This window comes from Dactylosporangium sp. CS-047395 (assembly GCF_050942185.1).
Classification (GTDB): domain Bacteria; phylum Actinomycetota; class Actinomycetes; order Mycobacteriales; family Micromonosporaceae; genus Dactylosporangium.
Map to the genome: position 1 here is coordinate 2823545 of NZ_CP192015.1, position 23568 is coordinate 2847112.

The following is a 23568-nucleotide window of genomic DNA, read 5'->3' on the forward strand; positions in this document are numbered from 1 at the left end:
CGCGATCGCGGCGAGCGATTAACCGGCGGTGCGGCGCCAGCGCAGGCCGGCGGTCAGGGCCAGGGCGGCGGCGAGGAGGTAGCCGCCCGCCCACACGATGCGGGTCGTCGTGTCCCAGCCGGTGTACAGCCCCATGTACGCCACCGCGAGGAGCAGGGCGCACGCCGGGACGATGGCCAGGGCGGCGGTGAAGCGGTCGAACGTGCGCGTGGCGGGCCTGGACAGGCGGATGCCGCGCAGGGCGGCGGCCAGCAGGAGCGTCAGCGCGGCCAGCCAGTCGAACGGCAGGTCGGCGGGCAGCAGACTGTGGATCGGGCTGGCCAGCATGATCGCGATCGCCGCGACGGCCACCGCGGCGATGGTGGCGACCTGGCCGTTGCCGGTCACGCGGGTTGCGGTTTCCGGCTTGTCTGCGGCAAGGTCGGTGCCGGCGGTCCGCCTGGACCAGATGACGGTCGCGGTGACGCCCAGGGCCACCGCGGCGACGGGAACCAGCTGGTGCGCGATGGTGTAGCTGATGTCGGCCATGGTCAGCTCCCCATGATGAACTTCACGGCGGCGAAGGCGACGCCGATGCCGCCGAGGACGATGGCGGTCCAGTCGGCCGCGCGGGGACCCGGCCGACGCAGTCGCCAGGCCCGCCATGCGACGGCGAGGCCGAGACCGAGGCCGCCCAGCAGCCCCGGTCCGTTGATCTCGCCGCCCGCGGCCGGGAGCAGCAGCAGGAGCGCGGCGAGACCGGCGGACACGAGGGCGAACACCTCGCCGAAACCGGTGCCGACGCCGGAAATCGGGCGCCCGGACGGTACCGTCGACGCGGCTTTTGGCGTTTCTCGAGGCGTTTCCGGCCACAGCTGTTCGGCCGGTTGCGCCACCGCGAGGGGTTGCGGCGGCGCCTGCGTCGCGAACGCGGGTGGGGCGATCGGTGGGAGTGCGGGGGCCGTCGCCAGGTGCAGGGCGCCCTCGGCCACGACCAGCTGCGGCTCCTCGAGGACGGTCGGGGCGACGCCCGTTGCGCGGTGCAGCATGGTGGCGATCAGCGGCGTCCGGGTGCCGCCGCCCACGAGGAACCAGCCGGTGACCGACTCTGGCCGGATTCGGGCTTCCTTCACCGTGGTGAGGGCGAGCTCGACCGTGCGCGCCAGCACGGGCTCGGCGGCGGCGTCGAACTGCTGGCGGGTGAACAGTACCTCGCTGTCCGCGGCCGGGATGAACATGCTCGCCGACGACTCGCGGGACAGCGCCTCGCGCAGGTGGCGGGCGTCGGTCCAGAGCATGGTGGCGTGGCGCAGGTCGGCGGCGGACTGCGGCGCGGCGAGGCGGCGCCAGGTGTCCGCGGCGGACGGTTCGACGACCGTGCGGGCGTGCGCGACGACCAGCGCGTCGAGGTCCAGGCCGCCCACGTCGTCGAGGCCGCGGCACGCGAGGTCCCGGAACCCGTCGGCGGTGCGCTGCACGACGCTCGCGTCGAAGGTTCCCGCCCCGAGGTCATAGACGACAACCGACTGCCCCACTTGTACCGCATGACCCAGCACGGCCGCGAAGTACGTGGCCGCGGCGACGGGCTCGGCGATCAGCGTGGGCGCCGGCAGCCCGGCCTGCGCGGCCGCGTCGAGCAGCACCTGGCGCCGGGCCGAGCCCCAGGTCGCCGGGCAGGTCATGGTCAGCGTCGCGGGCGGGCCGCCGAGAGTGCGCACCGCCTCGTCGCGCACCCGGGTGAGGGTGGCCGCGACCAGCTCGGTGACGGGCACGGCGCGGTCGCCCAGCAGCACCTCGAGGTCGTCGATGCGGCGCTTGGGGTGCGGCTCGAAGCGCGCGGGATCGAGGCGCGCGGCGTTCTCCGCGTCGCGGCCCACGAGCAGGCGCCCGGCGTCGTTGCGGAACACGGCCGAGGGCAGCAGCGGGGAGGAGTCGAACAGCAGCGGCCGGACCTTGCCGCCGGGATGTCGGAGCACGGCAACGGTACTCGACGTTCCGTAGTCGATTCCCAGCGCGGCATCCGGCACGGGGCGAAGCATAGGGACCTTCGACTCGCGGAAACGATCCTTCGATCGGCTCGCGAAAACTGTCAGACCCGCCGCGTAAGGTGCCCAATGCGATCAACCCCACGAGAGGAGGCCCGCGGTGCTCGGACTGGTGCTCAGCGCGTTACGGGCGCGCGCCGCGCAGGCGTGGGCCGTCTTCGTGCTCGCCGTGCTGCTGGTGACCGCGGCCGCCGCCGGACCGTGGTTCGCCGCCGGGGCCGAGCGCCGGGCCGCCGCGGCCGACGTCGCCGCCGCGCCCGCGAGCGAGCGCACCGTTTCGGTTCGTCGCCAGACGAATGCGGACGGCGACCCGGCATCGGCCCTGGCCGCCTACCGGGACACCGTCGAGCGGCTGCTCCCGCTGGGCGGCCCGGCCGCGCCCAGCACCGTCGGCATCGCCGCCGACATGCTGCTGGACCGGCCCGACAGCACGCCGAAGGTCGCCGTGGTCTACCGCGAGAAGGTCTGCGACCACCTGCGGATCGACGGCCGGTGCCCGGCGGCCGCGGGCGAGGTCATGCTGAGCACGGCCGCCGCCGACGCGCTCGGGCTGCGCACCGGCGACCCGGTCGTGCTGCGCAACCGGCCGCGGGCCAAGGAGGTGCCGGCGACCGTCGTCGGGCGCTACGACCTGGCCGACCCGACCGGGGCGTACTGGGGCGATCCGCTCTTCCGCACGGGTCCCGAGGGCGGCCTCGACCCGGTGTTCACGGCCGTCGAGACGTTCGAGAGCGCGCAGCTGGCCGGGCCGACGTTCGCGTACACCGCCGAGCTGCCCGAGTCCGCGTTCACCGAACCGGACTCGCCGGTCGCGGGCGTCCTGCGGCAGGCCGACTTCGCGCTCGGCCGGGGCGGGCTGACCCTGGTCGCGCCGGGTGCGGACCTCGCCGGCCGGATCGACGCCGACCGCGACGCGATCCGGGCCGGGGTGCTCGCGGGGACGCTCGGCGCGGTGGTGCTGTGCTGGTGCGCCCTCGTGCTCGCGGGCCGGCAGACCGCCCGCGACCGGCGCGGCGACGCGGGGCTGCTGAAGCTGCGGGGCGGATCGCGGGGGCGGGCGCTGCGGCTGGGGGTGGGGCAGCTGGGGGTACCGCTGGTGGCCGGCCTCCCGCCCGGGCTCGCGCTCGGCTGGTGCGCCGGGCGGCTCCTCGGCGGGCCGGCGGCGCCCGAGGTCTGGCTCCTGGCCGGGGCCGCCGCCGGCGCCGCGGTCCTCGGCGGGCTGGCCGCGCTCGCCGCGGGGGAGCTCGGGGTGCTGCGGGCCCCGGTGGCGGTGCTGCTGCGGCGGGTGCCGTCCCGCAGCGGCGCCCGCCGCGCCGCCGCGGACATCGCGCTGGTCGTGCTGGCCGGGTTCGCGGCCGCGCAGCTGTGGGGGACCGGGCTGCGCACGGCGGTGCCGTTGCTGGTCGCGGTCATCGTCGCGGTGGCCGCGGCCCGGGTGCTGGCGGCCGGGGCGTCGCGGGCCGGCGCGGGGGCGCTGCGGTCGGGCCGGTTGCGGGCCGGGCTCGCCGCCGTGGCGCTGTCCCGCCAGCCCGGCGCCGACCGGCTGATGGCGCTCGTGGCCGTGGCGGTCGCGGGAGTGTGCGCGGCGACCGGCGGGCTGCTGGCCGGGCACGACGCGCGCGATGCCCGGGCCGCGCAGGAGCTTGGCGCGCCCCGGGTGCTGACCGTGCGGGCGGCGAATCCGACGGCGCTGCTCGACGCCGTGCGCCGCGCCGACCCGGACGGCCGCTCGGCGATGGCGGCCGTCGTGGACCGGACCACGGCCCCGGCCGTCCTGGCCGTCGACGCCGCCCGGCTCGGCGCGGTGACCGGCGCGGGCGCGGGCGCGGACGCGGGCGCGTGGCGCTCGGTGCTGCTGCCGGCCGGGACGGGGGCCGAGGCGCCGGCGGTGACGGGTGGGCGGCTGGTCGTACGGGCGCGCAACGGCGGCACGGTGGCGGTGCGGCTGGCGGTCGTGCTGCAGAACACCGTGACCGGCAAGCGGGCGACGTCGACGCTCGGCCCGATCGAGCCCGGCGAGCACGAGGCGGCCGCGGACGTCACCGGGTGCGCCGACGGTTGCCGCGTGGTCCGCCTCGACCTCCTGCAGCCTCCCGCCGCCGCCACGCTCACGATCACCGGGCTGCGGCAGGAGGGGCCGGCGGCGGACGTGCTCGGCGCCGCCTTCCTCGGCGATCCCCGCCAGTGGCGCAGCGGCGCGACCGGCCCGGCGATCCAGGTGAGCGCGCGGCAGGGCGCCCTGACCCTGACGGTGCCGGCCCCCGCCTCGGCCGCCGACGCTGCCGCCGACGCTGCCGCCGACGCTGCCGCCGACGCTGCCGCTGACGCCCCGGCCGCCGACGCCAATGCCGCCGACGCGGGTGAGCCTGACGCGCGCGCCTACGTGATGGGCACCGCCCTGCCGTTGCCCGCCGTCCTGGCCGGGCCGGCTCCGGCGGCGTGGCGGCTCACCGACCCGACGCTCGACCTCTTCGGCGGCGCGCCCGTGCCGGTGCACGTCGGCGCCACCGCCCCGCTGCTGCCGGTGCTCGGCACCGAGGGTGTGCTCGTCGACCTGGACGCGGCGCAGCGGCTGGGCGCCGTGGGGTCCTCGTCCGGCACCTACCAGGTGTGGCTGGCCGACGGCGCCGACCCCGCCATCGCGGACCGGCTCGGCGCGGCCGGTCTGACCATGCTCGGCACGGACACCGTCGCCGACCGGGCGGCCCGCTTCGCCGCGCGCGGGCCGGCCGTCGCCGAGCGCTTCCGGCTCTTCGCCGCCGCCCTGATCCTGCTGGCCGCGGGGGCGGCGCTCGCGGTCTCGGTCGCCGCCGAACGCCGCCAGCGCGCCGCCGACCTGCGGGCGCTGCGCGTGCAGGGCCTCCCGGCGCGCACCGCCTCGACCGCGGGCCGGGCCGGCTCCGGCGCGGTCGTGCTGGCCGGGGTGGTGACCGGCGTGCTCGCCGCAGTGGTGGCGCGGTTCGCGTCGGGGCCGCCGCTGCCGTACTTCGCCGACGGCTGGGCGCCGCCCGTGCCACCGGACCCGCTGCCGCCGCTGCCGTTGCTGGCCACCGGCGTGGCGGCGCTGCTGCTGCTCGCCATCGTCTGGCGCACCGCCACCGCCGGCGGCGCGGAGGGGAACGTCCGATGATCTCGTTGCTGTTGTCGATGCTGCGGGCGCGGCGGGGGCAGGCGGTCGTGCTCGCGCTGCTGGCGCTGTTCGCGGTGGCCGCGGCCGTGGCGGCGCCGGCCTATCTGCAGGCGGTGGACCGGTCGATCGTGGCCGGGCAGGTGGCGACCGCGCCGGCCCGGGAGCGGTCGCTGACCATCACCGCGCGGGTCAACCTGCGGCAGGACGACGGGTTCGACTTCGCCGACGTGGCCTCCGGGCTGGTCGAGCTGCCCGGCTTCGAGCAGGTGTACGGCCAGGAGTTCCCGGCCGTCGGGATCGAGCCGGACCGGGTGCGGGCGTCGCGGGTCACCTACCGGCAGGACGTGTGCGCCCACCTGACCATCGTGGCCGGGCGGTGCGTGGCCGGGGCCGGTGACGTGGTGCTCGGCGAGCGGACCGCGGCGCGGCTCGGGCTCGGGCCCGGCGACCCGATCACCCTCACCTACGCGTCGCTCGGCGGCAGCAGCTCCCTGCCGACGTACTTCGCCGACGGCGTCCCGGCGCCGCTCGTCGTGGCCGGGACCTATCGGGCGACGGACGCGGGCGAGGCGTACTGGGGCGGGCACGGGTACTTCGACCCCGACACCACCGGCGCGCCCGGCGAGCCCGTGTTCGGCGGGGCGGCGACCGTCGCCGGGATGGACCACGGGACCACGGAGGCGTCGCTCGACCTGACGGCCGGACCCGGCGCGCTCACCGCGGCGGCGCTGCCCGACACCCGGCGCCGGCTCGGCGAATTGCGGGACCGGGCCACGCGGCTCGGGCAGGGGATCGTGGTCAGCACCAAGCTGCCGGACCTGTTCGCGCGCATCGACCGCAGCCAGGAGCTGGCCCGGCGCAGCGTTCCGGCGGGCGCGGCGCCGTTGCTGCTGCTCGCGTACGCGGTGCTGTTCATCGCGGCCGACTACGCCACCCAGGGGCGCCGGCCCGAGCTCGCCGTCGTGGCGCTGCGCGGGACGCGCTGGTGGACCCGGTGGTGGCTGACGCTCGGCGAGGGGTTGGCCGCGATCCTGCTCGGCGGGCTGGCCGGATGCGTGGCCGGGCAACTGCTCGTCGGCGCGGTGGTCGCCTGGCGCTTCCCCGGGGTCGAGGTGCCGGTGTTCACGGTGGAGGCGTTGCGGTACGCCCCGGTGGCGCTCCTCGGTGCGATCGCCGCCGCGCTCGTGGCCCAGCGCCGGCACCTGGCCGCGCCGGTGGCCGGGTTGCTGCGCCGGGTGCGGGGACGGACCGCGACCTGGCGGGTGCGGGCCGGGGAGGCGGTCGTCGCCGTGCTCGCCGCCGCCGCGACCGCGCAGCTGTTCCTGACCGGCGGTTCCCTCACCGGGGTCGCGGTCGTCGCACCGGCGCTGGTGATCCTGGCCCTCGCGCTCGCCACCGCGCGGGCCGTCACCCCGCTGGCCCGGCTCGTGGGCGGGTGGGCGCTGCGCCGGGGCCGGGTCACCACGGCGCTGGCCGCGTTCCAGCTGTCCCGCCGGCCCGGGGCCCAGCGGCTGATCCTGTTGCTGGTGGCGGCCGTGGGCGTGCTCGGCTACGCGGTGACCGCCACCGACCTCGCCGCCCGCGACCGCGACCTGGCCGCGCAGGTCGCGACCGGCGCGCCGCGGGTGCTCAGCGTGGCCTCGATCGGCCGGGAGCAGCTGCTGCAGGCGGTGCGGGCGGCCGATCCGCGGGCCGAATACGCGATGGCCGTCACCGAGATGCCCCGCGGCCGCCCGGGCGAGCCGCCGCGGCTGGCCGTGGACACGACCCGGCTGGCGGCCGCGTCGACGTGGCTGGGCGCGTACGGCGACGTCGACCCGGCCCGGCTCGCCACCCTGCTCCGCCCGCCGGTGCGCGAGGTCGGGCTGACGATCCCCGGCCAGGACCTCACCGTCGACGCCACGGTCACCGGCGCCCGCCCCGACAACCCGGTCTCGCTGCGCCTGGTGCTGGCCGGTCCGAAGGGTCGCGCGAACGTGGACCTGGGCGCGGTACACAACGGGCCGGGCACCTACCAGCAGCGCGTCGCGGACTGTGCCGACGGCTGCCGGCTCGTGGGCGTACACCTGGTCACGCTCGACCCGGCGGCGACCGCGACCCGCATCACGGTGGTCCTCAACACCCTGCGCACCATCAACCCGCCGAGGACCGCGGCGACCGGCGCCGAACTGGCCGACCTGGGCCGCTGGCGGGCCGCGGACGCCACCCTGACCGCCGCCCCGGACGGCCTGCGCATCGGCGTCGACGCCCCGGACGGCCTGCCCAACGGCGCCTGGGTCCAGCCGGCGGAGGTCCAGCTGCCGCTGCCGGTGGCCTCGACCGCCGCCACGACGACCATCTCGGGCCTGGACAACCTCGACGTCCCGGCGACCGTGGCCGTCCGCCTGGCCGCCGTGCCACGCCTGGGCACGGACGGGACGCTCGTCGACCTCGAGTACGCCGAGCGCCTCGCCACCGACGCCGGCCTCGCCGACGAGCCGGAGGTGTGGCTGGGCCCGGCCGCCCCGCCGGACGTGCTGAACCGCCTGGCCGCCGAGGGGCTCGTGGTCGTCGCGGACACCGGCGTGGGCGACACCCGCGCCCGCCTGGCCGCGCAGGGTCCGGCCCTGTCGCTGTGGTTCCACGTCCTGGCCGGCGCCCTGGCCGTGCTCCTCGCCGCGGGCGGCCTGGCCCTGGTCATCGCCGTGGACCGCCGCGACCGCCGCGCCGACCTGGCCGCCCTGCGCACCCAGGGCCTGTCCCGCCGCGCCGCGGGCCGGGTGGCGCTGTGGACGTACCCGGCCCTGGTCCTGGCGGCGGCGCCACCGGGCCTGGCAACGGCCCTGATCGCGTGGCACCTGACGGGCTGGGCCCTGCCGCTGTTCGGCGAGGCGATGCCCGAACTGCCGCTGCCGCACTGGCCGACGGGGCCGGCCCTGCCGCTGACCTGGCTGCTGACCCTCGCGCTGCTGATCGCGGTCGCCGCCGCGACGGCCCGCGCGACCACGGCACCCCCACGGAGGGCGGCGGCACCGGCGACGCGCGGCTGAGCCCGGCTGAGTCCGGCCCGAGCGCGACCACACGGCAACGCCGGCGATCGATAGGCTGGGCGCTCGGCGGTCGGCACTCGGCGGGGGAGGCACGTGTGCGGCGCGGTCAGGTCGGGGTGCTGCTGGCGGTCACGTCCGGGCTGTTCTCGGTACTGTTGGCCGTCGCCGTCAACGTCGCCACCGGCGGGGAGCTGCCCGGGGCGCTCGCATCGGTCGCGTGGCTCGCCTGGCCGGCCGTCGGCGTGCTCGGGCTCATCGGGGTCGGGCTGGCGATCTGGCAGCAGCACCTGGCCGGCGCCGCGCCGCCCGCCGTCGAGACCGCGGCGCCCGTGGCAGGAGTCCCGCGCCCGGCTGAGTTGCCGCCGGCGCCGGTGGTGTTCGGGCGGGAGGCGATCGCCGGGGAGATCAAGGATGCGCTTCGGCGGGCCGCTGTGGTTGTGGTCGCCGCGGCGCCCGGGACCGGGAAGACCGCGCTCGCGTTGCGGGTCGCGCATGACGTGCGGGAGCGGTTCCCCGACGGGCAGCTCTACGCGACGCTGCTCGGGGGAGCCGGCACGCCACTGGCGGCCGAGGCAGTCCTCACGCGGTTCCTCAAGGCGCTCGGTATGCCCGACGTCGAGGGGCTCGGACGGGTCGACGAGCTTGCCGCGCGGTTCCGCTCCGCCGTGGCCGACCGGGCCGTGCTCGTGGTGCTAGACGACGCCCGGGACGCCGAACAGGTCGCGCCGCTGATTCCCGGTGGCAACCGGTGCGCCACGCTCGTGACGAGCCGGGCGCAGCTCGACGGGCTGCCGGGTGCGCGGGTCGTCGGGCTCAGGGCGATCGACGACGACGCCGCGCTGGCGTTGCTGCACGAGCTGGCCGGTGACCGGATCACCGCTGATCCCGACGGGGCGCGGGCGCTTGTCGCCGCCTGTGGTGGGCTGCCCCTCGCGGTACGGATCGTCGGTGGCCGCCTCCGCGCCCGTAGCGAGTGGACGCCGGGGCAGCTGGCGGCGCGGCTGCGCGATGAGACGCAGCTGCTGGACGAGGTCCGGGCGACGTTCCGCGGCGCGTACGACGGGCTGGGCGAGACCGAGCAGCTCGTCTTCCGCCGCGCCGGGTCCCATCCCGGGCCGGTGTTCGGAACGAGCGCCGCGGCCGCCCGCGCCGGGCTGACGGTAGGAGCGACCGAACAAGCCCTCGAACGGCTCGTCGACGGGTTCCTGGTGGAGTCGCCGGAGCCGGACCGGTACCAGCTGCATGATCTTTTGCGGTTGTTCGCCGCCGAAATGGTGGATGCGGCGGGCGAGCGGCGCGCGGTGGTGGGGCGGCTCCTTCGGGAGACCGCGCAGGCGGCCGTGCTGCGGGAGGGGCTCGCGGCGGGGCTGCGGGACGAGGTCGTGCGGGCGGCCAGGGCGTTGCCGCAGCGGATCGACGACGGCTACGAGTGGCTCGCGGTCCGGCAGGTGGTGGTCGAGGCGCTGCGGGAGACCGGCGGGGTGCAGTTGGCGGAGGCGTTGCGCGCGCTGTCCGGGGCGTACACGTTCGTCGGCCAGGTGCAGGCGGCCCTCCCACCCATCGAGGAGGCCCTGACGCTGGCCACCGAGGAGCAGGAGATCGCGAAGTGCGCGCGGCGGCTGGGGGAGGCGCTGCGCGACCTCGGCCGGGACGACGAGGCCGAGGCGGCGCTGCTGCGGGCCCTCGAGCTGTGCGCAGCGGCGCACATGGTCGAGGAGGAGATCGAGGTCAGCGCCGCGCTCGGGGTGCTGTACAACAACGACCGGCGGTTCGAGCGCAGCCGGCCGGTGCTGGAGCGGGCGCTCGCGCTGTTGCCGGACGTGCGGGACGTACGGCGGGGATGGGTGCTGCTGTCGCTGGCGGTGAGCGTGCGGTTCGCCGGGGACGCGCGGGCGTCGGCCGCGCTGGTCGAGGAGGCGGCGGCGGTCGCGCGCGAGGCCGGGGACCGGTACCAGCTCAGCTACTGCCATCAGGAGGCCGGCTGGGCGCTGTTCGACCTCGGCGACCTCGACGGGGCACAGCGGGAGTTCACCGAGATGCTGGCGATCTGCCGGGAGCTGCGGGTCGGCTTCGGGGAGGCGTCGGCGGTGGAGAGCCTCGGCGTGGTCGCGGACCGGCGCGGCGACCACGCGGCCGCGCGCGCTGCGGCGGGCCAGGCGGCGGAGCTGTACCAGCGGCTGGGCGACGACCGCCGCGCCGGCATCGCGCGAGGGAACGCTCAGCCGAGGTAGATGGGCCGGAAGCCGGGCAGTCTGCGCCGGCCGGTGCCGATCAGCAGGGCGTCGGTGTCCGACCACGACGCCGGGAAGGGCTTGCCGGCGATGGTCTCCAGCATCGCGCGGGAGCGGGCCAGGCCCTCCGGCCAGGGCGGAGCGGCGGTCCGCAGGTCGAGGTGGTGCAGGGTCGCCTCCAGGACGTACGCGCCCAGGTAGTCGCGCACCGTCAGGATCTCCCCGCGGGTGGCGATCAGCGCGTCCGGGTCCGCGACCTGGGCCGCCCGGACCGCGGCCGCGCCCACGTCGTCGAGGTGGAACTTCTGCAGGCCGGGGTCGCCGTAGGCGCCGGCCAGCCGCACCGTCAGCGCGTCGAGCGGATCGTCGCCCGCCGGCTCCGCGTCCAGCAGGTTCCAGTAGGAGGCGGCGTCGCGGGTCGGCTCGCCCGCGGCCGGCGTGGCCAGGGTGATGAGCACGTCCTGGGCGTCGATGACGAGGTGGCAGACCAGGTCGCGGATCAGCCAGCGCGCGCACCCGGACGGCTCGGCGAAGTCGGCGTCGTCGAGGTTGTCGACCGCCGCCAGCAGGTCCGACCAGGAGCGCGCGAACAGGCTCAAGCGATCGCGCGCCGATCGGCCCGGTCGGCCAGTTCCCGCTCGTCGACGAAGGCGAGCATCGGCGCGCCGGGCGCGCACATCATGGTGACGGTGAACCGCAGCGGCATGTCGGTGCGGTTGTTGCCGTCCTGGTAGTGGATGACGTCGCCGCCCGGCTCCCAGAAGGCCTCGCCCGCCGGGATCACCCGGGGCCGCTCGCCCTCCAGCTCGAAGACCATCTCGCCTTCCAGCACGTAGCCGAAGGCGGGGCCGGAGTGCCGGTGCGGTGGCGTGCCGGACGAGCCCGGCGGGTGCTCGACGACGATCGTCATCACGTGCGCGTCGGGCGGGAAGAACGGCGGCTTGACTTCCTGCAGTTCGTAAACGGTCATGCGCGCGCGCCTACCCCGAGCGGGAGAGAAATCACGTCACCCCTCGAACCACACCCGCAGCTGCTTCGCCGCCTGGGCCTGGGCCACCTTGCCGGCCTCCAGGGTGCCGGCCATGGCGAAGAACCCGTGGATCATGCCCTCGTAGCGGGTCACCGCGACCGGCACGCCGTCGTGGGCCAGCCGCGCGGCGTAGCGCTCGCCCTGGTCGCGCAGCGGGTCGTACTCGGCCGTGATGACCAGCGCCGGCGGCAGCCCGGCGAGACTCTCGGCCTGCAGCGGCGAGGCGAGCGGGTTGTACACGTCGTCGCCGTCGAGCAGGTAGTGCTTGCGGTACCAGGCGACCGAGTGGTGGTTGAACAGGTACGGGTCGTCGTTGGCGCGCATCGACTCGTCGTCGGCGGTCTGGTCGGTGTTCGGGTAGACGAGCAGCTGGCCCACGAGGGCCGGGCCGCCCGCCTCCTGGGCCATGAGCGTGATGCCGGCGGCGAGGTTGCCGCCCGCGCTGTCACCGCCGACCGCGATGCGGGCCGGGTCGGCGCCGAGCGCGGCCGCGTTGGCGATGACCCACTCGGTGGCCCGCCAGCAGTCCTCGACCGCGGCCGGGAACGGGTGCTCGGGCGCGAGGCGGTAGCCCGGCACCACGACGATGCATCCGGCCGCGTTGGCCAGGCTGCGCGCGATGGCGTCGGCGGTGTCGATGGTGCCGAGGACCCAGCCGCCGCCGAAGAAATACATGAGGACGGGCAGGCCGGGTGCGGCGTTCGGACGGTACACGCGGATCGGGATCCTGGGGTCTTCGAGCCAGTGCTCGGTGACCTCGTGGACCTTCTCGGGGTTGCCGCCCGCGGCCCGGATCGACGCGAGGTCGGCGGCGCGGGCCTCCTCCAGGCTCATCGAGTAGAGCGGGGCGGTGTCATCCCGCTCCTTGGCGTCGCGCATGGCCTGCACCTGCGGGTCGAGCGGCATCGGCGGCATCCCCCAGACATGAGCGAAGGCGGTCGAGCACGGCCGCCGCCGCGATCCTATGACTCAGCGCGTTTCCGTGCAGCCCGTCCGGTCCGGTCAACACCTCGCCGGCGGCGATCGCCGGATGGGCGGACAGGTCGGCGTGCACGGTCCCCAGCCGCGCCGCCAGGGCGTTGGTACGACTCGCGAGCAGCGCCATCCGCCGGGAGAAGCCGGCGCTGAGCCAGGCGGGCATGTGCGGATAGTCGCGCATCACGAACACCGACACCGTGATCACGGTCGCGCCCGCTCGCCGCAACGCCGTGACGATGTCGGCGTAGGCGGCGTCGACCGCGTCCGCGCGGGACTCGTAGCCGGGCCGCATCGCGTCGTTCGCCCCGCACACCACCATCGCCAGATCGGGCCGGAAGGCCAGCGCCGCCGGCAGCTGCGTGTCGCGGACCTCGGCCGTGCGCACGTTGCGCACGCCCAGATTCAGGAACGCCGCCGGGGCCAGCGCGTCGCGGACCAGTTCGGCGAAGCTGCCCGGCTCCTGGACCACGCTGTCGCCGAGCGCGCAGTAGCGGTGGATGGGCGCATATTCCGGTGCCATGTAGGCCTTTCGGCTCATGGAGGAGTGAGTGGCGTACAAGATAGGCTAGCGCCTATGAGGCCTGCCGCGGACTATCGGCTCCGCGCGGAGCTCGCCGTCAAGCCGGACGTGTGGGACTTCATCGAGGGCGGCGCCGAGGACGAGCGCACCCTCGCGGCCAATCTGCGCGCGTTCGACCGGGTCCGGCTGCGCCCGCGGGTGCTCGCCGGCGTCCCACGGGCCGACACCACCGTCTCGCTGTTCGGGACCACCTACGCCACCCCGATCGGCGTCGCGCCCACCGCCTACCACCGGCTCGTCGACCCCGAGGGCGAGGTGGCCACGGCCCGGGGCGCGGGCGCGGCGGGCGCGCTGTTCGTCGCCGGCATCTTCGCCAGCCGCACCGTCGAGGACATCGCCGCCGCGGCCACGTCCGGATTGTGGCTCCAGTTGTACTGGCTGCAGCGCCGCGACGTCCTGCAGGCCCTGGCGCAACGGGCCGAACGCGCGGGCTACGGCGCGATCATGCTCACCGTCGACGTGCCCCGCATGGGCCGGCGCTGGCGGGACATGCGCAACGGGTTCGTCATCGGCGGCGGGGTCGCCGCGGTCAACATCGACCCGGCCGTCATGGCCTCCGCCCACGAGCGCGACGCGGGCAGCTCGGCCCTCGCCCGGCACACCGCCGACGCGTTCGACCCGACGCTCACCTGGACCGACCTGGCCTGGCTGCGCGGCTGCACGCGGCTGCCGCTGGTGCTCAAGGGCATCCTCACCGCCGAGGACGCGGTGCTGGCGGTCGAGCACGGCGCCGACGCGATCGTGGTGTCCAACCACGGCGGCCGCCAGCTCGACGGCGCGGTCGCCAGCCTCGACGCGCTCACCGAGGTCGTCGACGCGGTCGGCGGCCGGCTCCCGGTGCTCTTCGACGGCGGGGTGCGGCGCGGCACCGACGCCTTGGCCGCGCTCGCCCTCGGCGCGCGGATGGTCCTCATGGGCCGGCCGCCGCTGTGGGGGCTCGCGGCGGGCGGCGCCGACGGGGTCACGGGCGTGCTGCGCGCCGCGACCGACGAACTCGAACACGCCATGGTGCTCGCCGGGCGGCCGACGCTGGCCGCGCTGGACCGCAGCGCCGTACGAACGATCGGAGCCGATGCCTGATGGTGGTGTTGTCCCGGGAGGCGCTGCACACCTCGGTCGTGGACCCGGTGTCGGCCTCCATGAACTTCCTCAACGAGGTCGCGGGCCGGTTCCCGGAGGCGATCTCGCTCGCCGCGGGCCGCCCGTTCGACGAGTTCCACGACGTCACCGACATCGACAAGCACATCCAGGCCTACCTCACCCACCTGCGCGAGCGCGGGCTGAGCGCGGGCGCGGCGCGGCAGCTGCTCACGCAGTACGGGCGGACGAACGGGCACATCGGCGACCTCATCGCGCGGATGCTCGACGTCGACGAGAACATCCAGGTCCCGGCGGCCGCGGTGATGGTGACCACCGGCTGCCAGGAGGCGATGGTCATCGCGCTGCGCGGGCTGTGCGCCGGCCCGGACGACGTGGTGCTCGCGGCCGAACCCTGCTACGTCGGGCTGACCGGGGCCGCGCGCATCCTCGGCGTCGAGGTCGTCGGGGTGCCGGAGTCGGCCGACGGGCTGCGGCCCGAGACGGTGCGGGAGGTCGCCGCGGCCACCCGCGCCCGTGGGAAGAACCCCAAGGCGCTGTATCTGGTACCGAACTTCGCCAACCCGTCCGGCGTCTCGCTGCCGGTGAGCGTGCGCCGGGCGCTGCTGGCCGCGGCGGCCGACGAGGACCTGCTGATCCTCGAGGACGACCCGTACGGGCTGTTCGGCCTGGACGACGAGCCCCGCCCCACGCTCAAGAGCCTCGACAACGACCAGCGGGTCATCTACCTCGGCTCGTTCGCCAAGTCGTACTTCCCCGGGGCCCGGGTGGGGTACCTGGTCGCCGACCAGATCGTCGCCGATGCCGCGGGCCGCCGCTCGCTGCTCGCCGAGGAGCTGTCCACGGTCAAGAGCATGCTGACGGTGAACACGTCGGCGCTGTCCCAGGCGGTCGTCGGCGGCATGCTGATCGACGCGGGCTTCAGCCTGCGCACGGTGAACCAGGCGAAGATCGCGTTCTACCGGCACAACCTGCGGACGCTGCTGGCCGCTCTGCAGAAGCATTTCGCCGGTACCGCGGTCAGCTGGAACAGTCCCAGCGGCGGCTTCTTCGTCGTGTGCGAGGTGCCGGTCGACGCGAGCGAGGAGCTCCTGGAGGTCTCGGCCCGCGAGTACGGCGTGCTCTGGACCCCGATGCGCTTCTTCTACGTCGACGGCGGCGGCACCCACGCCCTGCGCCTGTCGTGCAGCGCCCTGGAACCGGCCCAGATCGACGAGGGCGTCCGCCGGCTGGCCGCGCTGCTGCGGCGGTGACCACGCTCGTCGACGTCTGGCTCGTCGACGCCCGCGAGCCGTTCGACGAGTGCCTGAACCCCGACGAGCGGCGCCGCAGGGACGGGCTGCGGCTGGCCGACGACCGCCGCCGGTTCGCGTCCGCCCACTCGGCCCTGCACCGCATCCTGCCCGGCCGGACCTGGACCCGCGGCCCCAACGGCAAGCCGCATCTGGTCGGCACGACGCTGCAGGTCAACCTGTCACACGCGGGGGAGTGGGCGGCGATCGCGCTCACCGATGGGCGCCCGGTCGGCGTCGACCTGCAGGACCTGGTGGCCGGCCTCGACTACGCGGCGATGGCCCGCCGCTTCTTCCCGCCCGTTGAGGCCGACATCACGGAATCGGGGACGTTCGCACAATTGTGGGCCCGCAAGGAGGCGGTGGTGAAGGCGGCCGGCGACCGCCTCACCCGCGGCCTGCTGCTCCCGGTGGCCGGCGACCCGCCCCCGCGGGTCACCCACGACGGCGTCATCTACACCCTGGCCGACCTCGAGGCGCCCGCGGGTTTCCGGGCCGCGGTGGCCCTGGCCGGCCCGGAGCCCTTCGTCATCCGAACGCACTGACGCACAGGTACCGCAGCGCGGGGTCGTAGTCCGCGACCACCACGGGCCCGTCCACGGACGCCATGGCCTCCCAGACGCCCGTCATCGGCTGCCCCGGGTCGGCGAGCACGACGCGGTCCGCCTTGACGTCGACCCCGGCCAAATGGCCGCCCAACACCACGGTCGCGTCTTCCACGGCCCCTAGGATCTCGACAAGATCGTCGGGTGCAGCCCCCCGAACGATCCGCGGTGCACCCGCCTCCAGCAGAGACGGTCCAAAGTGGACCGCAACCGCGCAGTGCGCGGCCGGAACCTCGACCGGCACCCCCGGGTCGTACGGCAACGACGACTGCTCGGCCACGACCAGCAACGCCCGCACGTACGTGCCGGACAGGGCGTAGTCACGAAGCAGCCGCAGTCCCGTATATGCACCCGCCCGGCCCTGATCCGACACCGCGAACGCCATCGGGCCGCCCGGACACACGTGACTCAGCCAGGTGGCCGTGGCCCGCCCCGGCTCGATGTCCGGGATGTCGTATGCCAGCACCAACGCGTCCACCGGCTCGGCGGGCAGCAACGACAGCGCCATCTCGCCGTACGAGTGGCCGGACGCCATCCCGGCCGGCGGACCGAGCCCGTCCTGCGCCAGCAGATCGGTCAGGTACGTGGACAGCCGAGCGGCGTGCGCCGGGTCACCGGAGCGCGCCGCCGGGTCCGGGAACCGCCGCGCCTCGGCCCGGCGCAGGCCCCACGGCACGCTCACTCCTCCGCGAGCAGGTTGCCGGCGACGTACGTCGCGAGGGTGCCCACCGTCTCGAAGTCGTCGCGCCCCAGGTCCTCGACGCTGATCTCGCGCTCCAGGCGGTCCTCCAGCTCCAGGACCAGCTCCAGGCCGGTGGTCGAGCTCATCCCGAGGTCGTCCATGAGCGTGGTGCCCTCGGACGCGTCGGGCACGTCCCGCTTGAGCACGCGGGGCAGCAGGGCGCAGATCGTCTCCACGACGTGCTCGCGCAGGGCGGGATCGACGGCGGTGGCGGTGTCGGACACGGTATCTCCCTCAAGACAATCAGTGCTCGAAGACCATGGCGGAGAACGTGGCGCCCCGCCCGGCCCCGGCGGCGGCGATCACATAGCGGTCCCCGGGCCGCAGCAGGCCGCGCTCGACCGCGGTCCGGTGGTTGATGAACGCGTCGGCGCAGAACACGTGCCCGAAGTCGGCGACGTGCTCCAGCAGCACCCGGTCGAGCGGGTAGCCGATCCGCTTGCACGTGCGCTGCCAGGCGACCTGGTTCACGTTGTGCGGCAGGATCGCCGCGATGTCGTCCAGGCCCAGCCCGGCCTTGGCCACCGCGGCGGTGACGGCCTCGCCGAGCGCGTCGTGGTAGATGCGCTGGAACTCGGCGGCCACCTCCTCCAGGTCGCCGTCGAACTCCCCGCGCAGCCGGGCCACATAGGACAGCAGCCGGTCCCGCGAGCCGGACGCGGCGACCAAGCAGGCCGCCGCACCCTCGCCGAACATCGAGGTCTCCGGCACGAACCGCGCCTCGCCGGTGAACGCCTTCTCCCCGGCCAGGACCACGGCCAGCCCGTCGTCCCCGTCGGCGGCGAGCAGGCGCCCGGCCAGGTCGACGGCGAGCAGCCCGGACGCGCACGCCTGCTGCCCCACGGCGAACGCCTGCGCGTGCCCGAGCCCGGCCGCCTCGACGGCATCGTGCAGAGGATTTCGCGGGTACGCCACGACGACCGGAAACGTCCGCGCGTACAACACGTACCGGACCCGCCCGCGCTGCTCGCCGGTGAGCGCCAGGTCCTCCAGGGCCAGCCGCAGCAGCTCGGTCAGCGGCGCGGAGGAGCGGGCGGCGGCGCCGAGCTTGTGGTACCGGCGGAAGACCCTGACCTGCATGGGCGTGAGGTCGAACGCGTCGGCGTAGGACTCGATGGTCACCCGCTCGGTGGGCACGAACGTCCCGACGGCCGCGAGCGTGGTCATGAAACCTCCTCCAGGGCGAGCGTCTCGACGCGGCGGACCAGCGCCTCGGCCGCCGCTGCGGGCAGCCGGGCGGCGTCGGTGAACACGGTCAGCAGCAGCCCGTCGCCGTCGTCGTCGATGTCGACGCTGAGCGGGTCGAACGGGTCGTCCTGGGCCACCGTCCAGCGGAACGTCCCCGGCGGCGCGGCCCGCACGTCGGCGGCGGACGGCACCGGCCCGGCGAACCCCTGGCGGCTGGCGACCCGGCGGTCGTTGCACCACAGCCCGGCGTCGGGGTCGGCCCCGGCCCGGGCGAACGCGGCGGCGACGGCGTCCGGGTCGACGTACGCGTACTTGTACGCCCCCATCGCCGCCGCCCCAACCCGCCGCAGCGCCTCGGCGAACGGCACCCCGGCCACGTCGGCCGCGCACAGGCCGCGCTGGGCGACCATGGCCACGACCCGCTCGAAGCCGCGCCGGAACCGGTTGCTGACCATCGGGCGCAGCACCGCCGGCCCGTCCCCGGGCAGCGCCATGGCCAGCAGCGTCATGAGCACCTGGGAGGAGTCGGCGTCGGCCCGCTCGGACAGCGCGTGCACGGCGAGCGGCAGCGCGGTGGTGCGGAACTCGCCGCGCAGGTACGGCCCGGACTCCACAGTGGACGCCGCCGGCACGCGGGCGATGACCCGCTCCCAGTGCCGCAGCGCGGAGGCGTTCTGCCGCCGCCCGGCCTCGGACGCCTGCCACCGCGCCTGCTCCAGCGGGGGTGTTCCCGGGTCGGTCGCGGCCCGGTCGGCCACCTCGGCCAGGAAGATGCGCCCGCCGAGCCCGTCGGTGACCAGGTGCGGCATGACGGTCGACAGGTGGGTGGGCCGGCCGCGGTGGCGGACCACGCCCATCCGGATCGGCCACTCCTCGACCAGATCGAACGGGCGGGCCCGGTCGCGGGCGTCCAGCGCGATCACGAACGCCTCGGGGTCCTCGCCGTCCGGGCAGTCGTAGACGTCCAGCCCGACGGTGCCGCGGTCGGCCACCGTCTGCAGTGGACGGCCGCCGGACCAGCGCAGGCGGGTGCGCATCGGCGGGTACCGGCGAAGAATCCAGCGCAGTTCGGACTCGACGTCGCCGAGGGTGGTGCCCGGGGCCAGCCGCGACCAGCCGCCGATCGGCAGCCACGAACGCTGCCGCCGCATGGTCAGCCAGAGCTCGCGCTGGCCCCAGGAGAGCTCGCCCGTCCCGGCCCCGGCGGCGGCGAACCGCACCGGGAGCCGGAGCGTCGCCGCGAGCGGCGGGGCGGGGTCGGCGGCGAGGTCAGGCATGCGCCATCGCGGCGAGGTGCCGCTGGCGCATGAGGAACTTGCGCACCTTCCCGGTCGGGCCGACCACGATGTCGTCCTCGGGGAAGACGACGACTTTGCGCAGGGTGGCCGCCGCGGCCGGGGTCAGCGCGGCCCGGACCGCCTCGGTGTGGTCGGTCGCCGGGTCGGCCCCGGCGTGCAGGGACAGCAGCACGTCGCTGACGACGGTGCCCTCCGGGGTGCGGGCCGACACGACGGTGCAGTCGCGCACCTCGGGCACCGCGCGCAGGATCCGCTCCTCGGACATCGCGGTGTAGAGCCACTCGCCGCCGCCGAGGTCGATCGAGTCCACCGCCCGGTCGACGTGGTAGTAGTAGCCCTCCTCGTCGCGGTACATGAGGTCGCCGGTCAGGTAGTAGCCGGCCAGGCGGTTGCGGTAGGTGTTGACGTGGTCGTTCCAGTAGCCCGGGGCGAGCGTTGGCGACTTGAGCCCGAAGTGCCCAACCTGGCCGACCGGCACCTCGGCGCCGGTCTCCGTGTCCAGAAGGGCGACGTCGGCGAAGACGTGCGGGACGCCGACGCAGCGGCCGTAGCGCTCGGTGTCGCTGCGGTGCGTGATGTGGAAGGCGGAGTGGCCCATCTCGGTCGAGCCGAGGCCGTCGACGAAGCTGGAGCCCTTGACCCGCCGCACCCCCTCGCGGGTGACGACGTTGCGGCTGCCGGCGTTGACGAGGTTGCGGATGTGCGGCTCGTGCGCGCAGTCGCCGGTGTTGAACCACAGCGACACCGAGTCGATCGGCCGCGCGGACAGGTCGTAGCGGGCCAGCTCGGCCCAGGTGACGGCGAAGCCGAACACCCCGGTCGGCCGCCAGCGCTCGATCGCCTCCAGCACCGCCCCGCCGTCGTCCTGCCGGGACAGGAACAGCAGCTCCGAGCGGTTGCTCAGGGCGTGGTTGATGGTCATGATGCCGGCCGCGTGCGGGGCCGGCAGGGCGCTGAGGATGCGCTCGGTGCCCTGGGCCCGCGGCCCGCTGAGCCGGATGCGCCGGGTGGCGTGGAACAGGCTCGCGTGCGAGTGCACGACCGCGGTCGGCATCCGGGTGGTGCCGGAGGAGTGGGTGATGGCGATCGGGTCGTCGGCGTGGTGCTCGAACACCGGCGGGGCCTGGGCCGGGTCGCCGGTGCCGGTCTCGGCGACGTCGTGCACCGCGATCCCGCCGAGGTCCGCGTCGCCGAGACGCTCGATGTGGGCGGCGTCGGTGAGCAGCGCGACGCCGCGCAGTTTGCGGATGTACTCGGCGGCGATGTCACCCGGGATGTTCGGGTTCATCAGCGCCGGGATCGCGCCGAGCCAGGTGAGGCCCATCCAGTTCAGGAAGCAGTCGGCGGCGCCGGTCACGTAGATCGCGACCGGGTCGCGCCGGCGGATGCCGGCCGCGTGCAGCCAGGCCGCGCGGGCGGCGGCCCGGTCGCGCAGCTCGCCGAGGGTGAGCCCGTGCCAGGCCGGGAAGCCGTCGACGGCCGTGTCGAAGGCGATGCCCGGCCCGTCCAGCGGCGCACCGTGCTCGATGAGCTTGTGCAGCACATTGCCCGCCCCGACGGTCGGGTCGGCGGCCAGCGCGGCCCGGATGTTGGTGGACGCCATCGATGGACTCCTTCTATTTCGCCGACAGGAAGGGCTTCAAGGCCGCTTCGGTACCGTCTGATCGCAGCGAAGCCGGCAACTCCGGAAACGCGTAGGGGTAGGGCGGACGACCCGGAATGAGCGCCCACACCTCGCCGGTCCTGGCTCCCGCCGCGACCGTCACGACGCCCGCCGCGACCTCGGCCGGGGCCAGCAGCGGCATTTTCTGCTTGCGCAGCAGCCGCCCGGTGATGCCCAGGAACGGCGTGTCGGTGAAGCCGGGACACAGCGCGTTGATCCGCACCCCGCGCGCGGCCAGCGGCGTGGACATCGCCCGCACATAGCCGACGACGGCCGCCTTGGTGAGCGCGTACACCGGGTTGGCCTGTTCAGGCCCGAGCGCGGCGAGCGAGGCGACCGCGACGACCTGCCCGCCGGCGCGCTCCAGGGCCGGCAGCGCCGCGTCCACCCCGAACACCACACCGTCCACGTTGGCCCCGAGCGCGCGGCGGTACCTGGCCGGGTCGATGCCGGGGTCGGGCGGCACGTCGGACTGGATGCCGGCGGCGAGCACCAGCAGGTCGAGCGATCCGTGCAGATCGAGGGCCCACGCCACCATGTCGGCGTTGCCGGCCGGATCGGCGACGTCGGCGCAGACGGCGGTGCCGCCGGCCTCCTTCGCGACCCGCTCGGCCGCGTCGAGGTCGAGGTCGGCGACCACGACGGCGTAGCCGTCCGCGGCGAGGCGCGCGCAGACCGCGGCCCCGATCCCGCCGCCGCCCCCGGTGACCAGTGCGACCGGCATGCTCACGCCTCCTGTCCGAGCTTGGCCACGTCCTCGATCGCGGCCCGCAGCTGGGCCCGGGACGGCTGCAGGGCCAGGTCGAGCTCGCGGGCGAACGGCAGCACCGCCCCGTCCGGGCGGGTCACCCGCCGCGGCGGCGCGACCAGGCGCATCCCCTCGGCGGCGGAGGCCAGGATCTCCCCGGCGATGCCGCAGGACCGGTTGGAGTCGTCGACGACCACGAGCCGGCCGGTGCGCTCCAGGGAGGCGGCCAGCCCGGCCCAGTCGAACGGGTGCAGCGTGCGCGGGTCGAAGACCTCGACGGAGACGGTGCCGGCCAGCTCCTCGGCGACCGCGAGCGCGTCGTGGACCAGGTGGCCGACGGCGACCACGGTCACGTCGTCGCCGGGGCGGTGCACGCGGCCGGCGCCGAGCGGGATCGGGGCCAGCCGGGCGAGGTCGACGTCGGCCCGGACGCCGACCGCGCCGGCCGGGGCGAAGACGACCACCGGGTCGTCGTCGCGGATCGCCGACACCAGCAGGCCGTAGGCGTCCTCGGGGGTGGCCGGGACGACGGTCTTCACGCCGACGTGGGCGAAGAGGCTGTACGGGTGGTCGGAGTGCTGCCCGGCCCAGCCGCCGCGCGATCCGGAGCTGGGCAGCAGGTACGTCACCGGCACCCGGGTCTGCCCGCCGGTCATCAGCGAGAACTTGTGCGCCTGGTTGGCGATCTGCTCGAAGGCCAGGAACAGCAGCGCCGGGATCTGGAACTCGATGAGCGGCCGCTGCCCGGCCATCGCGGCGCCGGTGGCGAAGCTGGTGAACGCCTGCTCGGAGATCGGCGTGTCGATGACCCGGTCGGGGCCGAACTTCTTGTGCAGCCCGGTGGTCACGTTGCTGACCGCGACCCGCACGTCCTCGCCGAAGACGCACACCGCCGGGTCGCGCTCCATCTCGGCGGCGATCGCCCGGTTCAGCGCCTTGAGGTACGACAGGTTCGTCATACCGCACCCGCCCGCACCCGCAGTCCGTCGGCGTACAGGTGCTCGAGCGCCCCGTCCGGGTCCGGCCCGGGACTCTCCTTCGCGAAGCGCACGGCGGCCTCCAGAACGTCCTCGAGCTCGGCGTCGATGCGGGCCCGCACGGCCGGGTCGAGCCGCGCGCCCTGGACCTCGACGGGATCGCGGGACGTGCCGTCGGCGACCTCGGCGTCGGTGCGGTAGCGGGGCCTGGCCGCATGCTCCCAGGTGTGGTGCGCGTCGAACCGGTAGGCCACGCACTCGAGCAGCGTCGGCCCCTCCCCGGCGCGGGCCCGCCCGACCGCCTCCGCGGTCGCGGCGCGCACCGCCGCGGCGTCGCATCCGTCCACGGTGGACGCCGGGATGCCGAAGGCGGCGGCGCGCCCGGTGATGCTGCCGGCCACCGCGTCGGCCAGCCGCGTGGTGGTCGCGAACCCGTTGTTCTCGCAGACCAGCACGACCGGCAGCTTCCACAGGGCGGCCAGGTTGAACGTCTCCAGGACCACGCCCTGGCTCACCGCGCCGTCGCCGAAGTAGGTCAGGGCGACTCGGTCGATCCCGGCGCGGCGGGCGGCCCAGGCGGCGCCGGTGGCGATCGGCACGGCCGCGCCGACGATCGCGTTGGCGCCGAGGATGCCCAGCGAGAAGTCGGCCGCGTGCATCGAGCCGCCACGGCCGCGGTTGAGCCCGGTGGCCCGGCCGGCCAGCTCGGCCATTGTCCGGGCCGGGTCCGCGCCCTTGGCCAGCACGTGGCCGTGGCCGCGGTGGGTGCTCGTGATGACGTCGCCGGGCCGCAGCGCGGCACACGTGCCCGCGGCGATGGCCTCCTGCCCGAGGTACGGGTGGATGCCGCCGACGATCGTGCCGTCCCGCACGAGCTCGATGGCCCGCTCCTCGAAGCGGCGGATCAGGCGGACCGTCCGGTACAGCCCGGCGTCGTCAGTCACGTGCGTCCCCT

20 protein-coding genes are annotated in these 23568 nt (G+C 75.5%); 6 read left to right on the forward strand and 14 right to left on the reverse strand.

The window, feature by feature from the left end:
• Nucleotides 1-18: 18 nt before the first annotated feature.
• Complete coding sequence (locus tag ACQP00_RS13180) at nt 19-528, reverse strand: hypothetical protein (RefSeq protein ID WP_433218699.1); 510 nt, start codon at nt 526-528, stop codon at nt 19-21.
• Between the two features lie 2 nt (nt 529-530).
• Nucleotides 531-1955 (reverse strand): Hsp70 family protein, encoded by a 1425-nt coding sequence (locus tag ACQP00_RS13185; protein ID WP_433218701.1) that lies wholly within the window; start codon nt 1953-1955, stop codon nt 531-533.
• 169 nt (nt 1956-2124) lie between these two features.
• Here ACQP00_RS13185 and ACQP00_RS13190 point away from each other — a divergent pair, with 169 nt between their 5' ends.
• From ACQP00_RS13190 to ACQP00_RS13200, 3 genes are all read left to right on the forward strand, one after another.
• Nucleotides 2125-5154: an FtsX-like permease family protein gene (locus ACQP00_RS13190; protein WP_433218703.1), complete on the forward strand. Its 3030-nt coding sequence runs from the start codon at nt 2125-2127 to the stop codon at nt 5152-5154.
• On the forward strand, nt 5151-8183 hold the full coding sequence (locus tag ACQP00_RS13195; protein WP_433218705.1) for a hypothetical protein: 3033 nt from the start codon (nt 5151-5153) through the stop codon (nt 8181-8183). Before ACQP00_RS13190 ends, ACQP00_RS13195 begins: the two co-directional genes overlap by 4 nt.
• 95 nt (nt 8184-8278) lie before the next feature.
• The gene (locus tag ACQP00_RS13200) at nt 8279-10414 is read left to right on the forward strand and encodes an ATP-binding protein (RefSeq protein ID WP_433218707.1); all 2136 of its coding nucleotides are present in this window, start codon (nt 8279-8281) and stop codon (nt 10412-10414) included.
• On the opposite strand, the gene ACQP00_RS13205 is transcribed toward ACQP00_RS13200, so the two are convergent.
• Genes ACQP00_RS13205 through ACQP00_RS13220 form a run of 4 tightly spaced genes read right to left on the reverse strand, consistent with a single transcriptional unit; the run spans nt 10402 to nt 12960 of the window.
• Nucleotides 10402-11013 (reverse strand): maleylpyruvate isomerase N-terminal domain-containing protein, encoded by a 612-nt coding sequence (locus tag ACQP00_RS13205; protein WP_433218709.1) that lies wholly within the window; start codon nt 11011-11013, stop codon nt 10402-10404. The genes ACQP00_RS13200 and ACQP00_RS13205 overlap by 13 nt on opposite strands.
• The gene (locus ACQP00_RS13210; protein WP_433218711.1) at nt 11010-11384 is read right to left on the reverse strand and encodes a cupin domain-containing protein; all 375 of its coding nucleotides are present in this window, start codon (nt 11382-11384) and stop codon (nt 11010-11012) included. The genes ACQP00_RS13205 and ACQP00_RS13210 overlap by 4 nt, the downstream gene beginning before the upstream one ends.
• A gap of 36 nt (nt 11385-11420) precedes the next feature.
• The gene (locus tag ACQP00_RS13215) at nt 11421-12350 is read right to left on the reverse strand and encodes an alpha/beta hydrolase (RefSeq protein WP_433218713.1); all 930 of its coding nucleotides are present in this window, start codon (nt 12348-12350) and stop codon (nt 11421-11423) included.
• On the reverse strand, nt 12298-12960 hold the full coding sequence (locus ACQP00_RS13220) for a GDSL-type esterase/lipase family protein (RefSeq protein ID WP_433218715.1): 663 nt from the start codon (nt 12958-12960) through the stop codon (nt 12298-12300). The genes ACQP00_RS13215 and ACQP00_RS13220 overlap by 53 nt, the downstream gene beginning before the upstream one ends.
• A 36-nt stretch (nt 12961-12996) precedes the next feature.
• Here ACQP00_RS13220 and ACQP00_RS13225 point away from each other — a divergent pair, with 36 nt between their 5' ends.
• From ACQP00_RS13225 to ACQP00_RS13235, 3 genes are read left to right on the forward strand one after another with little or no spacing between them, the layout of a single operon-like run.
• The gene (locus tag ACQP00_RS13225; RefSeq protein WP_433218717.1) at nt 12997-14082 is read left to right on the forward strand and encodes an alpha-hydroxy acid oxidase; all 1086 of its coding nucleotides are present in this window, start codon (nt 12997-12999) and stop codon (nt 14080-14082) included.
• A complete protein-coding gene (locus tag ACQP00_RS13230; protein ID WP_433218719.1) occupies nt 14082-15353 on the forward strand; it encodes a PLP-dependent aminotransferase family protein in 1272 nt (423 codons plus the stop codon). Before ACQP00_RS13225 ends, ACQP00_RS13230 begins: the two co-directional genes overlap by 1 nt.
• Complete coding sequence (locus tag ACQP00_RS13235) at nt 15350-15937, forward strand: 4'-phosphopantetheinyl transferase family protein (protein WP_433218720.1); 588 nt, start codon at nt 15350-15352, stop codon at nt 15935-15937. Before ACQP00_RS13230 ends, ACQP00_RS13235 begins: the two co-directional genes overlap by 4 nt.
• Here the strand turns inward: ACQP00_RS13235 and ACQP00_RS13240 are convergent.
• The 8 genes from ACQP00_RS13240 to ACQP00_RS13275 are packed head-to-tail and all read right to left on the reverse strand — an operon-like array spanning nt 15921 to nt 23557.
• Nucleotides 15921-16673 carry a 2-hydroxy-acid oxidase gene (locus ACQP00_RS13240; RefSeq protein ID WP_433218722.1) on the reverse strand — a complete coding sequence of 251 codons (753 nt, stop codon included), beginning with the start codon at nt 16671-16673 and terminating at the stop codon, nt 15921-15923. The two genes, ACQP00_RS13235 and ACQP00_RS13240, sit on opposite strands and share 17 nt — an antisense overlap.
• A 2-nt stretch (nt 16674-16675) precedes the next feature.
• Nucleotides 16676-16963: an acyl carrier protein gene (locus ACQP00_RS13245; RefSeq protein ID WP_433218724.1), complete on the reverse strand. Its 288-nt coding sequence runs from the start codon at nt 16961-16963 to the stop codon at nt 16676-16678.
• A gap of 19 nt (nt 16964-16982) precedes the next feature.
• Nucleotides 16983-17906, reverse strand: a complete 924-nt coding sequence (locus ACQP00_RS13250; protein ID WP_433218726.1) for a 3-oxoacyl-[acyl-carrier-protein] synthase III C-terminal domain-containing protein — start codon at nt 17904-17906, stop codon at nt 16983-16985.
• The gene (locus ACQP00_RS13255) at nt 17903-19204 is read right to left on the reverse strand and encodes a condensation domain-containing protein (protein ID WP_433218728.1); all 1302 of its coding nucleotides are present in this window, start codon (nt 19202-19204) and stop codon (nt 17903-17905) included. Before ACQP00_RS13255 ends, ACQP00_RS13250 begins: the two co-directional genes overlap by 4 nt.
• Nucleotides 19197-20828: an AMP-binding protein gene (locus ACQP00_RS13260; protein ID WP_433218730.1), complete on the reverse strand. Its 1632-nt coding sequence runs from the start codon at nt 20826-20828 to the stop codon at nt 19197-19199. The genes ACQP00_RS13255 and ACQP00_RS13260 overlap by 8 nt, the downstream gene beginning before the upstream one ends.
• A gap of 13 nt (nt 20829-20841) precedes the next feature.
• A complete protein-coding gene (locus tag ACQP00_RS13265) occupies nt 20842-21612 on the reverse strand; it encodes an SDR family NAD(P)-dependent oxidoreductase (protein WP_433218732.1) in 771 nt (256 codons plus the stop codon).
• A 2-nt stretch (nt 21613-21614) separates the two neighbouring features.
• Nucleotides 21615-22595 carry an alpha-ketoacid dehydrogenase subunit beta gene (locus ACQP00_RS13270; RefSeq protein ID WP_433218734.1) on the reverse strand — a complete coding sequence of 327 codons (981 nt, stop codon included), beginning with the start codon at nt 22593-22595 and terminating at the stop codon, nt 21615-21617.
• The gene (locus ACQP00_RS13275; RefSeq protein ID WP_433218736.1) at nt 22592-23557 is read right to left on the reverse strand and encodes a thiamine pyrophosphate-dependent dehydrogenase E1 component subunit alpha; all 966 of its coding nucleotides are present in this window, start codon (nt 23555-23557) and stop codon (nt 22592-22594) included. Before ACQP00_RS13275 ends, ACQP00_RS13270 begins: the two co-directional genes overlap by 4 nt.
• Nucleotides 23558-23568 lie beyond the last annotated feature (11 nt).